The sequence below is a fragment of the Arthrobacter sp. MDT1-48-3 genome (assembly GCF_054511015.1).
This window is the reverse complement of sequence record NZ_JBTNDL010000008.1, coordinates 74743-88809: the sequence shown is the minus strand read 5'-3', so window position 1 is coordinate 88809 and position 14067 is coordinate 74743. Positions and strand designations below refer to the sequence as shown.

The window sequence follows — 14067 nt, the reverse complement described above, 5'->3', positions numbered from 1 at the left end:
GACGGCGGGGACGTGACTGGCAGTGCACGACCGAATACGAACGGACACCCGCGTGGTCTTACGACTCTCGACCCTTTTCCTGCGCACCCTGCGTGAAGATCCAGCCGACGCCGAAGTCGCGAGCCACCGCCTCCTGGTGCGGGCGGGCTACATCCGGCGTGCCGCCCCCGGGATCTACAGCTGGCTGCCGCTGGGCCTGAAGGTCCTCGCACGGGTCGAGGCGATCGTCCGCGAGGAGATGGAGGCGATCGGCGCGCAGGAGGTCCACTTCCCGGCGCTGCTGCCCAAGGAACCCTACGAGGCCACGAACCGCTGGACCGAGTACGGGGACGGCATCTTCCGCCTCAAGGACCGCAAGGACGCGGACTACCTGCTGGCACCGACCCACGAGGAGATGTTCACGCTGCTCGTGAAGGACCTGTACACCTCGTACAAGGACCTCCCCGTCAGCCTGTTCCAGATCCAGACCAAGTACCGCGACGAGGCGCGGCCGAGGGCAGGCCTCCTCCGTGGCCGCGAGTTCATCATGAAGGACTCCTACTCGTTCGACATCGACGACGAGGGCCTGGAGGCGAGCTACCAGCTGCACCGCGCCGCGTACCTCCGCATCTTCGAGCGCCTCGGACTCGAGGTGGTCCCGGTGACGGCGACGGCCGGGGCCATGGGCGGCTCGAAGAGCGAGGAATTCCTGCACCCGACGCCCATCGGCGAGGACACCTTCGTCCGGTCCGCCGGGGGCTACACCGCCAACGTCGAGGCCGTCACCACGGTGGTCCCCGAGGCGATCGACTACACCGACGCCCCGGCCGCCGAGGTGCGCGACACCCCCGATACCCCCACCATCGGCACCCTCGTGGACCATGCCAATGCCGCGGTGCCCCGGGACGACCGCGCCTGGACCGCCGCCGACACCCTCAAGAACGTCGTGCTGGCCGCCGTCCTGCCCACCGGCGAGCGCGAGATCGTCGTCGTCGGCGTGCCCGGCGACCGCACCGTGGACCTCAAGCGCATCGAGGCGAACATCGCCGGCCACCTCGAGACCGGCGGCGAGGTCGCCGTCGAGGCTGCCAACGAGGAGGACCTGAAGAAGCACCCGGGCCTCGTCAAGGGGTACATCGGCCCCGGGCTCGCCCTGGACTCCGCCGTCATCGGCGCCGAGGCGTCCACCGGCGTGAAGTACCTCGTGGATCCGCGGGTCGTTCCCGGCACCTCGTGGATCACGGGGGCGAACGAGCACGGCCGGCACGTCTTCGGGCTCGTCGCGGGCCGCGACTTCAGCTGGGACCGCGTCATCGAGGCCGTCGAGGTGCGCGAGGGCGACGAGGCTCCCGACGGCTCCGGGCCGCTGATCGCGGCGCGCGGCATCGAGATGGGCCACATCTTCCAGCTCGGACGCAAGTACGCGGAGGCGCTCGGGCTGAAGGTCCTCGACCGGAACGGCAAGCTCGCCACGGTCACCATGGGCTCCTACGGCGTCGGGGTCACGCGTGCCATCGCGGCCCTGGCCGAGGCCAACCACGACGATCGCGGGATCATCTGGCCCCGCAACGTGGCTCCCGCCGACGTGCACATCGTCGCCACGGGCAAGGGCACCGAGGTGTTCGAGGCCGCCGAGAAGCTGGCCGCCGACCTCGAGTCCGCCGGCCTCACCGTGATCTACGACGACCGCCCCAAGGTCTCGCCGGGCGTGAAGTTCGGCGACGCCGAACTCATCGGCGTGCCCACGATCGTCGTCGTCGGCCGTGGCCTCGCCGACGGCGTGCTCGAGGTCAAGGACCGCCGCACGGGGGAGGCGCAGAACGTGGCCGTCGACGACGCCGCCGCGCTGCTGCTCGCGCTCACCGCCGCCTAGGCCGTGGCGGGCTCGGGACTCGAGGAACTGCACCTCGCCACCATCCTGCTGGTGCTCGTCGCCGGGTTCGCCGCGGGCTGGGTGGACGCCGTCGTCGGCGGTGGCGGGCTCCTGCAGCTGCCGGCGCTCCTGCTGGTTCCCGGGATCACGCCCGTGGAGGCCCTGGCCACCAACAAGTTGGGGTCGATCTTCGGGACGACGACGAGCGCGATCACCTACTACCGCCGGGCGCATCCCGACCTGCGGACGGCGCTCCCGATGGCCGCGATAGCCCTCGTCGGCAGCTTCGGCGGGGCGATCCTGGCGGCATCCCTGCCGTCGTCGGTCTTCAAGCCGATCATCGTGGTGGCACTCGTCGCGGTGGCGGTGTTCACGGCCCTGAAGCCGTCCGTCGGGACACTGACCGAGCTGCGGCACCAGGGTGCGCGGCACTACGGCACAGCCGGCGCGATCGGGCTGGTCATCGGCTTCTACGACGGGCTGATCGGCCCCGGGACCGGGTCCTTCCTGATCATCGCGATGGTCACGCTGCTGGGCTACAACTTCCTCGGCGCCAGCGCGAAGGCGAAGATCGTGAACATGGCCACCAACTTCGGCGCGCTCATGTTCTTCCTGCCCAACGGGTCCATCCTGTGGGGGTTGGGACTCCTGCTCGGCGCGGCGAACATGGCCGGCGGCTACACCGGGTCCCGCATGGCGATCAGCCAGGGCAGCAGGTTCATCCGGATTGTGTTCCTCGTCGTCGTCGGCGCCCTGATCATCAAGCTCGGCTCCGACGTGTGGGTGGAGAACATCCGTCCTCTGCTCGCCGGGGCATGACGCCGACGGGAGCGGTCACCGACCGGACGCCCTAGAGCGTCGGCAGCTCGCGGACCGGCGGCAGCCCGTCCAGGGTCCGGCCCAGGACGGAGCTCGCCACCCACAGCGATCGCTGCGCGTCGCCGGTCTGCCCGTGGCCGATGTAGGACAGCGCATTGCGGACCTCCCGGACCACGGTCCATCCGACGGCGAGTCCGGTGTCGAGTCCGGCGGCCGCGGACAGCGCGGCGCAGTGTGCACGGAGGTGCCCCGCGGGGTCTGCGGCATCGAGTTCCGGGAGCCGGTTCCACAGCATCGGCGCCACGGCGTACTCGGCATCGCCGATCACGGGCTTCGGGTCGATCGCCGTGACGTCCCGCAGCCGCGCCGGCGAGGACGGCAGGAGGTTGGCGTAGTGCAGATCCGAGTGCACCAGCACGTCGTTCTCCGACCGCCGTCCCACGATGCCCCGCGACTGGCACACCTCGAGCGCGGCCTCCATCAGCCAGCGCGGGAACGGCTCGTCCAGCTCGTGCCAGCTGGCGGGCAGGGTGTCCGTCCACTGCTCGGCATCGGATGCCAGATGCGGGAACGCGGCCCACGGTGCGCTGTCGCCGGCCCGTATCGACAGGCGGCGCAGGACGCGGCCCCACGGCTCGGCGGTCTCGTCGAGCGGGACGTCGTGGAGCGAGTGGTCGCCGTCGAGGCGTGCAAGGAGCAGCGCGTAGTCGGGCCGGGACGCCGCCAGCAGGCGCACGGCGCCGTCGCCGTCCCACAGGTCCAGCGCGTCCGGCTCCGAGCGTGCCTCGTCGTGGGGGATGGTGAGCTTCAGGACGGCGTCCACCGGCTCGTGGCCGCCCCGCTGCACCACGGGCACGACGACGGCGCACTGGCCGGACCAGGCGGGTCGTCCGGGCTGCAGGTCGAGGTCGAGGTCCCAGGCGTGGAGCCTGTCGGCCAGCAGCCCGTGCCATCCGCGCATCCACCGGGCGCCGCCATCGATGGTCCGGGCGCTCCGGACGAGTCGCGGCGGCAGGTCGGGCAGGACGTCCGAAGCGGGCCGACCGGAAGCACCGGTTCCCGTGCCCCCGGGGACACCGGTCGCATCGGGGCCAGGCCGTCCGGGTTGCCGGTCTCCTGCCGCCTCGTCGGGGTGCCTAGCCATCGGTCGGCCCTCCCGGAGCGGGAGTGCCGCCGGGTGCGGACGGCGCCCCGGGTGCCCCCGGCGCGTCCGGAGTCGGGTCGCCGGTGGTCCCGGCCGCTTCGGCCTGCAGGCCGGGCAGCGGTGCGAGGGGGGCGCCCGCCTCGGTGCTGCGTTGTACCGCGGCGTTCAGGGACGTGACGGCCCAGGCCCGTTCGGCGGTGCTGACCGTGGCGACGAGGCCCGCGTAGAACTCGGTGTGGTCCTGTTCGAGGTCGCGCAGGGCGGCGGCCGGATCGGCGCGGAAGGCCGGTCCGACGGCGTGGCCTGCCGGCGCCGGGGCCGCGGGTTCACACAGTGCGGCGAGCCGCTCGGCGGCGGTGTCGGCGGCCGCCCGGTGGGTCGCCGAGAGGGCGAGTGCAGGAGCAGGATCGGGCAGCAGTGCGGCCGCGACCTCGTAGCCGTACCGGGCCTGCTCCTCCGCCCGGGTCGCGCCGAGAAGTGCCTGGCGGTCGGCATCCGGGCCCAGGGGAGTGCCTGCGCACTCCTCCGGCGTCGCCGGGCCCGCCGTGGTCGGGCCGGAAGCCCCATCCCCGGAAGCCGCGCCTTCGGAGGTCGCCGGTACGGACACCGGCGTGCCGGACCGGGCGGGGTCGGCGGACGCGCCCTGCTCCGGGTCGAGGTCCTCGGCGGTCAGCGCCTCGGCCGCCGGCAGCTCTGTCCCGACGCCGAGCACCCCGCCGAGGAGCACCGCCTGGCGCCACTGGTTGGCGCCCGCCGACGCGAGCACCCGGGCGGGGCCCGGCTCGGCATCGACCGCGTCCGACAGGCTGCGCAGCGAGCTGTCGCGCAGCATCGCCAGGAGGCGGACCGGATCTGCGGGAGCCGCAGTGGGCGAGGGCGCCGGCGCAGCGGCTGCCGATGCAGGGGGAGGTGGATCCGTCGGCGCGTCCGCACCGGCCGGAGCACGTGCGGGGGACCGCGGCAGGGACACGGCGGCAGCCTGCTCCTCGAGGTCCGACGCGATCGCCGTCAGCTGCTCCGCAAGGGCGGGATCCGCCGCCGCTGCGGCACGCGCATCCGCTGCGAGACCGCGGTACCGCCCCTCGGCGTCGAGCTGGGCCTGTTCGGACGGCGAGTACACGCGCGCCGGCGGCTCGGCGGAGCCGAGGAGGAGCCAGGCGCCGACCGCCAGGAGCACCACGACGAACAGACCGACGAGCCACGCGGACCACCGGATGGCCGTGCCGGCGGCAGTGGCGAGGCGGGCTCCACGCTCCTGCTGCCCGCCCGCCTGCGCCCGGTTGATCACAGTGTCCGATGATGCCACGGCGGTCCCGGTTTCTCCCTGCCATACACCCGGCGTCGCCGAATGTCGGTACTCTTGGAGGACAACATCATCGAGTGGGAGGCAGCCATGGCGGTCCGGTCCGGGAACGAAAACCATGCCTCGACCCGCAAGTCGGCCCTCGAGGCCGCACTGCAGGCCGAAGCGCTACGCCTGCGGACCAGGCTGCAGCCCGTCGTCGAACAGCACGACCTCTACCTCGAGGACGTCGACATCAAGGTCGCCGGTTCCCACCGCACCGTCCACGTGGTCGTGGACCTGCCCGAGGACGCCTCCGGGAGTGTCGGGCTCGATGTGATCTCGGCCATCTCGACCGACCTCTCCGCCGCCATGGACAGTGACCCCGAGGACGACGACCGCCCGTACAGCCTCGAGATCTCCTCGCCCGGCGTGTCCCGGCCCCTCACGGAACCACGGCACTGGCGCCGCAACGTGGGCCGCATGGTCGAGGTCAAACCGCTGAGCGGCGATGTCGTCCTCGGCCGGCTGCTGGACGTCACCGCCACCGGGATACGGCTGATCCCGCAGCTGCCCGTCAAGAAGGGCATGAAGCCGAAGCAGGGCGATCCACTCGCCCTCGAGTTTTCCAAGATCCGCAAGGGGACCGTCCAGGTCGAATTCGCGCATCCTGAGGATGAACACCACGAGAACAGCGATGGGGGCGATCCGGGCATCCCCGGCGCCGTGCACCACGCGTAAGGAGACCCACATGGACATTGATATGAGCGCGCTGAGGCTCCTCGAGCGCGAACGCGAGATCCCGCTGGACAAGCTGATCCCCACCATCGAGCAGGCCCTGCTCATCGCGTACCACCGCACGCCGGGCGCGCACGAGACGGCGCGCGCCGAGCTGGACCGCCGCAACGGACACGTCACCATCTGGGCCACGGAGAAGGACGACGACGGCGAGACCGTCGGCGAGTTCGACGACACGCCCGGGGGCTTCGGCCGGATCGCCGCGAGCACCGCGCGCCAGATCATCCTGCAGCGCCTGCGCGACGCCGAGGACGACAACATCCTCGGTGAGTTCCGCGGCAAGGAAGGCGAACTGGTCGCCGGCATGATCCAGCAGGGCACCAATCCGCACATGATCCAGGTCAACCTGGGATCGGTGGAGGCCGTCCTGCCGCCGCCGGAGCAGGTGCCGGGGGAGAAGTACCTGCACGGCACCCGCCTGCGGGCCTTCGTCGTCGACGTCCACCGCGGGATGAAGGGCCCCTCCATCACCCTGTCACGCTCGCACCCGGGCCTCGTCCGGAAGCTCTTCGAGCTCGAGGTCCCCGAGATCGCGGACAAGACGGTCGAGATCGTGGCCCTCGCCCGCGAAGCCGGCCACCGCACCAAGATCGCCGTGAAGGCCAACGTGCCGGGCGTGAACGCGAAGGGTGCCTGCATCGGCGAGATGGGCACGCGCGTGCGGGCGGTGATGAACGAGCTGAACGACGAGAAGATCGACATCGTCGACTACAACGACGACGCCGCCTCGTTCATCGCGAGCTCCCTCTCGCCGTCGCGCGTCACCTCCGTGACCATCACAGACGAGGCCACGCGGTCCGCCCGCGTCGTGGTGCCGGACTACCAGCTCTCCCTCGCGATCGGCAAGGAGGGCCAGAACGCCCGGCTCGCCGCGAAGCTGACCGGCTGGCGGATCGACATCGTGTCCGACGCCGCACAGCCGGCCCCCGCCGCGAAGGCGTAGGCGGCCCGGTCCGCCGGCAGATCCGGAAGGGGTAGAATGGAAGGGACTGCTGTCGAGTCGCGCCCGGAAGACTCTGTTCGACGAGGAGAGTCCGGGCACCAGCCGGAGGACACCCATCCGACACGCACCTGCGTGGGATGCCGCCGACGGGACCGCCAGTCACACGTGATGCGGGTCGTCGCACGACCGATCGGCGGACAGGATGTCGCCGTTCTCGACGAGCGACGCCGGCTGTCCGGGCGGGGTGCTTGGCTGCACCCCGACACGGCATGCATGGAAACGGCCATCAAGCGGAAAGCCTTTCATCGGGCATTCCGCGGGCCGGTGGACACTGCCAGGCTGGCAGCGGACTTCCAGGCATACCTGGAGCGTCGAGACGAACGCTTCGATCCACCACCGTCCTCCCTGAAAGCGGGTCAGCACCCTCATGGAAACCCGATGAGTACCCAGCGATGAGTGCACAACGATGATCAATCCGTTGTGCTCTGCATTCGATCTGCCAGACGCCCTAGCGACTGGGATCAGCAGTAGGAAATAGACGGTTCGTGCCTGACTCGGTGCGGACCGAGACAGGAGAAATGTGGCCAAGGTCCGCGTACACGAGCTCGCGAAAGAGCTCGGTATAACCTCGAAAGACGCAGTTGCGAAACTGCAGGAACTGGGCGAATTCGTCCGTTCAGCCTCATCCACCATCGAGGCGCCCGTCGTGAAGAAGCTTCGCGGCGCATTCCCGGATGCGGGCAGCACCAAGACCGCTGCCCCCTCCGCCCCGTCACGCCCAGCGGCCCCCGCGCCGTCGGGCCCGAAGCCGGGCGCTGCCCAGGCCGTTCCCGAGGCTCCCGCCCCGGCCGCGCCCGCAGCCCCCTCGGCACCGTCGGTGCCGTCGACCCCTGCCGCTCCGGCCGCTCCGGCCGCACCGCAGCCGTCGCCGTTCTCGAACGGTTCGGCTCCCGCGGAGACCCCCGCCCCGGCAGCACAGGACACCCCCGCACCCGCCCAGCAGGGCAGCCAGGGTGACGGCGCGACGCCGGGCGCACGTCCGGCCCCGCGGCCGGCCACCCCTCCGGCGGCTCCCTCCGCCGGAACCCGCCCGTCGGGCGCCCGTCCCGGCGGAGCGCCCCGTCCGGGCAACAACCCCTTCGCACCGTCGCAGGGCATGGGCTCGCGTCGCGGAGAGGCCGACCGCGGTGCCGACCGCACCTCGGAGCGTCCGCCGCGTCCGGGCAACAACCCGTTCGCACCGTCGCAGGGCATGCCCCGGCCCGGTCGTCGTGACGATGCACAGCAGCGTCCCGCCGCAGGTCCGGGCGGACCCCGCCCGGCTGCCGGTGCGGGCGGACCCCGTCCCGCTGCCGGTGCGGGTGGACCCCGTCCGGGCGCACCGCGTCCGGGGGCACCCCGTCCCGCCGGAGCCCCGGGCTCACGTCCCACTCCCGGCATGATGCCGAACCGCACCGAACGTCCTGCTGCCCCCGGCCGCGGAGCGCCGGGTGCGGGCGCCGGTCCGCGCCGCGGACCCGGTGGAGCACCTGCCAGCCCCAGCGGAGCACCCGCCGGCGGCGGTTTCGGCAAGGGCGGCCGCGGACGCGGCGGCACCGCCGGAGCCTTCGGCAAGGGCGGAGCCGGTCGCGGCAAGCAGCGCAAGTCGAAGCGTGCGAAGCGGCAGGAACTCGAGCAGATGTCGGCTCCCTCGCTGGGTGGCGTGAGCGTACCCCGCGGAGACGGCAACACGATCGTCCGACTGCGCCGCGGTTCGTCCATCACGGACTTCGCCGACAAGATCGAGGCGAACCCCGCCGCACTGGTCACCGTGCTGTTCCACCTCGGTGAGATGGCCACGGCGACCCAGTCGCTGGACGAGGACACCTTCGAGGTGCTCGGCACGGAACTCGGTTACAAGATCCAGGTCGTCTCGCCCGAGGACGAGGAGCGCGAGCTCCTCAGCAGCTTCGACATCGACTTCGATGCGGAGCTGGAAGCCGAGGGTGACGAGCAGCTCGAGGCACGTCCGCCGGTCGTCACGGTCATGGGCCACGTCGACCACGGTAAGACGCGACTCCTCGACGCGGTGCGGAACACCAAGGTCGTCGAGGGCGAGCACGGCGGCATCACCCAGCACATCGGCGCCTACCAGATCCAGCACGTCCACGAGGACACCACGCGTGCCATCACCTTCATCGACACCCCCGGCCACGAGGCGTTCACCGCCATGCGTGCCCGTGGTGCGAAGGTCACGGACATCGCGGTGCTCGTCGTCGCAGCGGATGACGGCGTCATGCCGCAGACCGTGGAGGCGCTGAACCACGCCCAGGCGGCCAACGTGCCGATCGTGGTGGCCGTCAACAAGATGGACAAGGAAGGCGCGAACCCGGACAAGGTCAAGGGCCAGCTCACGGAGTACGGCCTGGTGCCCGAGGAGTACGGCGGCGACACGATGTTCGTGCACGTCTCGGCGCTCCAGGGCATGGGCATCGACGACCTCCTCGAGGCCGTCCTGCTCACCGCGGACGCCGCGCTGGACATGCGGGCCAACCCGAACAAGGACGCCCGCGGTATCGCGATCGAGGCCAACCTCGACCGCGGCCGCGGTGCCGTCGCCACGGTGCTCGTCCAGTCCGGAACGCTGCATGTCGGCGACACGATCGTCGCCGGTACGGCCCACGGCCGTGTGCGTGCGATGTTCGACGAGAACGGCGACGTCGTCACGACGGCCGGACCGTCGCGTCCGGTGCAGGTCCTGGGGCTGTCCAACGTGCCCCGTGCAGGCGACACGTTCTTCGTCACCGACGACGAGCGCACCGGACGCCAGATCGCCGAGAAGCGTGAAGCGGCGGACCGCAACGCGGCCCTCGCCAAGCGCCGCAAGCGCATCAGCCTCGAGGACTTCGACCAGGCCGTCGCCGAGGGCAAGGTCGACACCCTCAACCTCATCCTCAAGGGTGACGTCTCGGGTGCCGTCGAGGCCCTGGAGGACTCGCTGCTCAAGATCGACGTCGGAGAGGGCGTGCAGCTGCGCGTCATCCACCGCGGCGTCGGTGCGATCACGCAGAACGACGTCAACCTGGCCACGGTCGACAACGCGATCATCATCGGCTTCAACGTCAAGCCGGCCGAGCGCGTGGCGGACCTCGCCGAGCGTGAAGGCGTGGACATGCGCTTCTACTCGGTCATCTACGCCGCGATCGACGACATCGAGCTCGCCCTCAAGGGCATGCTCAAGCCGGAGTACGAGGAGGTGCAGCTCGGAACCGCAGAGGTCCGCGAGGTGTTCCGTTCCTCGAAGTTCGGCAACATCGCCGGTTCGATCGTCCGGTCGGGCATCATCCGACGCAATTCGAGGGCACGCGTCCTGCGCGACGGCAAGATCATCGGGGACAACCTCTCCGTGGACTCGCTCAAGCGCTTCAAGGACGACGCCACCGAGGTCCGCACCGACTTCGAGTGCGGTATCGGCCTCGGGTCGTTCAACGACGTCAAGGAAGGCGACACCATCGAGACCTTCGAGATGCGGGAGAAGCCCCGCGTCTAGCACGTCGGTCGGCACAGGCGCCCCGGTTCTCCGGGGCGCCTGTGCTCGTCGCACACCCGGGACCCGCCCGCACGATCGGCACCCCCGATACCACCCGCTTTCGTAGGAGTAATAGCAATGGCAGATCCGGCCCGCGCCGCGCGGCTCGCGCAGCGCATCAAAGTCATCGTCGCCGAGGCGCTCCGGCGCCGCGTGAAGGACCCCCGGCTGGAAGCCGTGACCATCACGGACGCCCGTGTGACCAACGACCTCCAGCACGCCACCCTGTACTACACCGTGCTCGGCGACGCGGACGAGCAGCAGGCCACCCGGACGGCGCTCGAATCGGCCCGCGGCGTCCTGCGCTCAGAGGTCGGGAAGAACATCACCGCCCGGCTGACACCCACCCTCGAGTTCGTCCCCGACGAGGTGCCGGTCAATGCCAGCCACCTCGAGGAGCTGCTGCAGAAGGCCCGCGAGCGCGACGCCGAAGTGGCGGCGATAGCCCAGGGCGCCGACTTCGCGGGGGATGCGGATCCGTACCGCACCTCCGAGGACGACGGGGAGACGGGGCGCTAGTCCGTCCCACCGCAGCGCGAGAGGCAGCCGACCACCGGGTCGGCTGCCTCTCGTGTCCTCCGGGCCTGTCGGGTCCGGAGCGCCCTGGCACGGCAGCGCCCAGGCGGGGCGGCGCTCCGCGCCGTGTCAGGTCCGCTGCGGTGCCGGGAGGCGGGAGAGCCCTTCGACGAGTTCGTCCGTCCTGCCGCACAGGGCGATCCGCACCCAGCCCTCGCCCATGGCCCCGAACGCGGTGCCCGGTGCCAGCGCGACGCCCCGGTCCGCGAGGAACGCCCTGGTCCACGCCCGGACGTCGCCTCCCGTCGCGTGGGAGAGATCGGCCCACAGGTAGAAGGCGCCGCGGGCGTCGAGGTAGCCGATGCCGAGTGCGTCGAGGACCGCCGTCGCCGCGTCCCGATTGGCGCGGTAGTGCTCCAGGGCCGTGTGCACGTAGTCCTGCGGGCCGGTGAGGGCCGCGAGTCCGGCGTACTGGGACGGCGCGGACACGCAGGACACGGTGGCTTCCATGACGTTGTTCAGGAGCGGTTCCATCCCGGGCGGCGTGACGAGGGCGCCGATGCGCAGCCCGGTCAGGCCGTAGGTCTTGGACAGCGTGAGGGAGGTGATGACGCGTGCCTCGGTCGCCTCCGGCACGGCCTCGGGCCCGCCCGCGTCGAAACGCGCGGGGCTGATGTGCGGCACGTCGTAGGTGAACGCCTCGTAGCACTCGTCGGAGATGATCCAGAGATCGTTCTCGTGGGCGAAGCGCACGAGGTCGCGTGTCAGGTCGGAGCCGAAGACCGAGCCGAGGGGGTTCGACGGCGAGTTGAGCATGAGCACCCTGGTGCGCGCCGACACGAGCCGCCGCAGGTCCTCGATCCGCGGCTGGAAGCCGTGGTGCGGTACCAGCGGATAGGGCACGGGGACCCCGCCCAGCAGGCCGACGGTCATGGTGAACGTCGGATACCCGGGATCGGGGAGGAGGACCTCGTCGCCGGCGCCGATGAGCGTGCTGAGTGCCAGATGCAGACCCTGCTGCGCGCCGGCGACGACGAAGACACGGGAGGGGTCGTCCTCGACACCGGACCGTCGGGAGAAGTGCTCGGCGAACGCGGCCCGCACCGGAGCGATGCCGGCGTTGGGCGTGTAGTCGGTGTCGTCCCGGTCCAGTGCCGCCATCGCCGCCTCGAGCACGTGGCGGGCCACGGGGAAGGCCGGTTCGCCGATGCTGAGGACGATCGAATCGGGCGTCGCCCACGCCGCCTGCGTGATCTCGCGGATCTGGTTGACCGGGACATTCACCACGTGGGCTGGAGCTGAGGGCATAGGCAGGATCGTATCGCGGGGTAGGGCCGGAGCGCGGCGGCGCCGGGAGGCCGCGCGGTGCCCCATATACTGGGAGGCGTGAATTCCGGGCAGGTCCACTCAGGGCTGATCATCGTGGACAAGCCTCAGGGCTGGACCAGTCACGACGTCGTGGGCCGGCTGCGGCGCCTCGCCGGGACCCGCAAGGTGGGCCACGCCGGGACGCTCGACCCGATGGCCACCGGAGTCCTCGTGATCGGCGTCAATCGCGCCACGCGCCTGCTGACCTTCATCGTGGGCACCTCCAAGACCTACACCGCGACCATCCGGCTGGGGCAGTCCACCGTCACCGACGACGCCGAGGGCGAGGTCACGGGCGGAAGCATCGCGGCGGCCGTCACCGAAGCGGAGATCAGGACCGCCGTGGCCGCCCTGACGGGCGAGATCCAGCAGGTCCCGAGCAGCGTCAGCGCCATCAAGGTCAAGGGCGAGAGGTCCTACGCCCGCGTGCGCTCCGGCGAGGACGTCGACCTCCCCGCACGTCCCGTGACCATCCACCGCTTCGACATCTCCGCGATCCGCAGGGTCAGCAGTGGACGCCTGCAGGACGTCGACGTCACGGTCGAATGCAGCTCCGGTACCTACATCCGTGCCCTCGCCCGCGACCTGGGCGGGGCCCTCGGCGTCGGCGGCCACCTCACGGCGCTCCGCCGGACCCGGGTCGGGCCCTACTCCATCGCCTCCGCCCGCACGCTCGACCAGCTCGCCGAGGATCTGGACATCCTGTCGCTCGACGACGCCGGCCGGGCGCTGTTCCCGGTGCGGGAGCTCTCGGACGCCGAGGCCGCGGACGTCTCGCACGGCCGGAAGATCGCGCCGAACGCGGAGCAGGGCGCGCCCGTCGCCGCCTTCGCCCCGGACGGCACGCTCGTGGCCCTGCTGGAGAACCGCGGTGGCGCCGCGCGGACCGTCCTCGTGTTCGCTCCCGGCGGGAAGGAGTAGCCGTGGATCCCTTCTTCCTCGTGGGTGTCCTCGTCTGCTCGGTCTCCGCGGTCCTCTGTGTCGGAGCCTCCCTGCTGCGCCAGCCGCCGAACGACATCACCATCCTCTCGGTGGCGGCCGTCGAGCTGTTCCTCCTGGCCTACTCGGTGGGCGCCGGGATCCGCCAGGTCACGGGCGACCCCGTCCTGGGGGAGGCCTGGGAGTTCTGGGGCTACCTCCTCACGGCGCTCGTGGTGCCCGTGGGTGCGTTCTGGTGGTCCATCCTCGACCGGACGCGCTGGAGCAATCTCGTCCTGGCCGCCGCCGGGCTGACGGTCTTCGTCATGCTGTTCCGCATGGAGCAGATCTGGGACGGGGTGGCGGGCCTGTGACGGCTGGACACGACGACAACCTGCCCGCGAAGGGTGCCGGTGCGACGGACGCAGCCGACGACGCGAGGAGGACCAGCCGCGCCACCGGACCGGGTCGCCTGCTCATCGCCGTGTACGGGGTCTTCGCGCTGGCGGCGACGGCCCGCGCCGCCTTCCAGATCGCCACCAAGTTCGGCGAGGCGCCGCTCGCCTATCTCCTCTCGGCCCTCGCGGCCGTAGTCTACATCGTCGCGACGGTGTCCCTCGCACGCCCCGGCGCGAGGGCCTTCCGCGTCTCCGTCGTCGCCGTCACCACCGAGCTCGTCGGCGTGGTCGCCGTCGGCCTCCTCAGCATCGTCGATGCCGAGGCCTTCCCGAGCGAGACCGTGTGGTCGGCGTTCGGCCGTGGCTACGGCTTCGTCCCGCTGATCCTCCCGATCCTCGGGCTGCTGTGGCTGCGCCGGAACGGGGCGGGTCGCACGGCCGACTGACTCCGCCGGGGCGCT

General features: G+C 71.3%; 13 protein-coding genes. 10 read left to right on the top strand and 3 right to left on the bottom strand.

Translation table 11 applies throughout. From position 1 onward, the window contains the following. The first annotated feature begins 52 nt into the window (after positions 1 to 52). Positions 53 to 1852: a proline--tRNA ligase gene (locus ACX80L_RS15230; RefSeq protein WP_459290642.1), complete on the top strand. Its 1800-nt coding sequence runs from the start codon at positions 53 to 55 to the stop codon at positions 1850 to 1852. 3 nt (positions 1853 to 1855) lie between these two features. After that, positions 1856 to 2671: a sulfite exporter TauE/SafE family protein gene (locus ACX80L_RS15225; RefSeq protein ID WP_459290640.1), complete on the top strand. Its 816-nt coding sequence runs from the start codon at positions 1856 to 1858 to the stop codon at positions 2669 to 2671. Positions 2672 to 2702: 31 nt separating this feature from the next. Here the strand turns inward: ACX80L_RS15225 and ACX80L_RS15220 are convergent, their stop codons facing one another. Both ACX80L_RS15220 and ACX80L_RS15215 read right to left on the bottom strand, forming a co-directional pair. After that, positions 2703 to 3815 (bottom strand): aminoglycoside phosphotransferase family protein, encoded by a 1113-nt coding sequence (locus ACX80L_RS15220; protein WP_459268942.1) that lies wholly within the window; start codon positions 3813 to 3815, stop codon positions 2703 to 2705. After that, positions 3808 to 5121 (bottom strand): DUF4439 domain-containing protein, encoded by a 1314-nt coding sequence (locus ACX80L_RS15215; protein WP_459290638.1) that lies wholly within the window; start codon positions 5119 to 5121, stop codon positions 3808 to 3810. The genes ACX80L_RS15220 and ACX80L_RS15215 overlap by 8 nt, the downstream gene beginning before the upstream one ends. A gap of 42 nt (positions 5122 to 5163) precedes the next feature. Here ACX80L_RS15215 and ACX80L_RS15210 point away from each other — a divergent pair, with 42 nt between their 5' ends. From ACX80L_RS15210 to rbfA, 5 genes are all read left to right on the top strand, one after another. Beyond that, positions 5164 to 5838: a ribosome maturation factor RimP gene (locus ACX80L_RS15210; protein ID WP_459290636.1), complete on the top strand. Its 675-nt coding sequence runs from the start codon at positions 5164 to 5166 to the stop codon at positions 5836 to 5838. Positions 5839 to 5848: 10 nt separating this feature from the next. Next, positions 5849 to 6838: a transcription termination factor NusA gene (gene nusA, locus ACX80L_RS15205; protein ID WP_133082199.1), complete on the top strand. Its 990-nt coding sequence runs from the start codon at positions 5849 to 5851 to the stop codon at positions 6836 to 6838. A gap of 36 nt (positions 6839 to 6874) precedes the next feature. Continuing rightward, positions 6875 to 7294: a DUF448 domain-containing protein gene (locus ACX80L_RS15200; protein ID WP_133082200.1), complete on the top strand. Its 420-nt coding sequence runs from the start codon at positions 6875 to 6877 to the stop codon at positions 7292 to 7294. Positions 7295 to 7418: 124 nt separating this feature from the next. Next, the gene (gene infB / locus ACX80L_RS15195) at positions 7419 to 10367 is read left to right on the top strand and encodes a translation initiation factor IF-2 (RefSeq protein WP_133082201.1); all 2949 of its coding nucleotides are present in this window, start codon (positions 7419 to 7421) and stop codon (positions 10365 to 10367) included. Between the two features lie 117 nt (positions 10368 to 10484). Then, the gene (gene rbfA, locus ACX80L_RS15190; RefSeq protein ID WP_133082202.1) at positions 10485 to 10925 is read left to right on the top strand and encodes a 30S ribosome-binding factor RbfA; all 441 of its coding nucleotides are present in this window, start codon (positions 10485 to 10487) and stop codon (positions 10923 to 10925) included. A gap of 126 nt (positions 10926 to 11051) precedes the next feature. On the opposite strand, the gene ACX80L_RS15185 is transcribed toward rbfA, so the two are convergent. Next, a complete protein-coding gene (locus ACX80L_RS15185) occupies positions 11052 to 12230 on the bottom strand; it encodes a pyridoxal phosphate-dependent aminotransferase (protein WP_459290633.1) in 1179 nt (392 codons plus the stop codon). A 78-nt stretch (positions 12231 to 12308) separates the two neighbouring features. Between ACX80L_RS15185 and truB the strand changes: the two genes are divergently transcribed. From truB to ACX80L_RS15170, 3 genes are read left to right on the top strand one after another with little or no spacing between them, the layout of a single operon-like run. Beyond that, entirely contained in the window at positions 12309 to 13211 is a 903-nt protein-coding gene (gene truB / locus ACX80L_RS15180; protein WP_459290631.1) for a tRNA pseudouridine(55) synthase TruB, read from the top strand. A 2-nt stretch (positions 13212 to 13213) separates the two neighbouring features. Then, positions 13214 to 13582 carry a hypothetical protein gene (locus tag ACX80L_RS15175; RefSeq protein ID WP_133082204.1) on the top strand — a complete coding sequence of 123 codons (369 nt, stop codon included), beginning with the start codon at positions 13214 to 13216 and terminating at the stop codon, positions 13580 to 13582. A gap of 20 nt (positions 13583 to 13602) precedes the next feature. Beyond that, positions 13603 to 14052: a hypothetical protein gene (locus ACX80L_RS15170; protein WP_459268992.1), complete on the top strand. Its 450-nt coding sequence runs from the start codon at positions 13603 to 13605 to the stop codon at positions 14050 to 14052. The last annotated feature ends 15 nt before the right edge of the window (positions 14053 to 14067 follow it).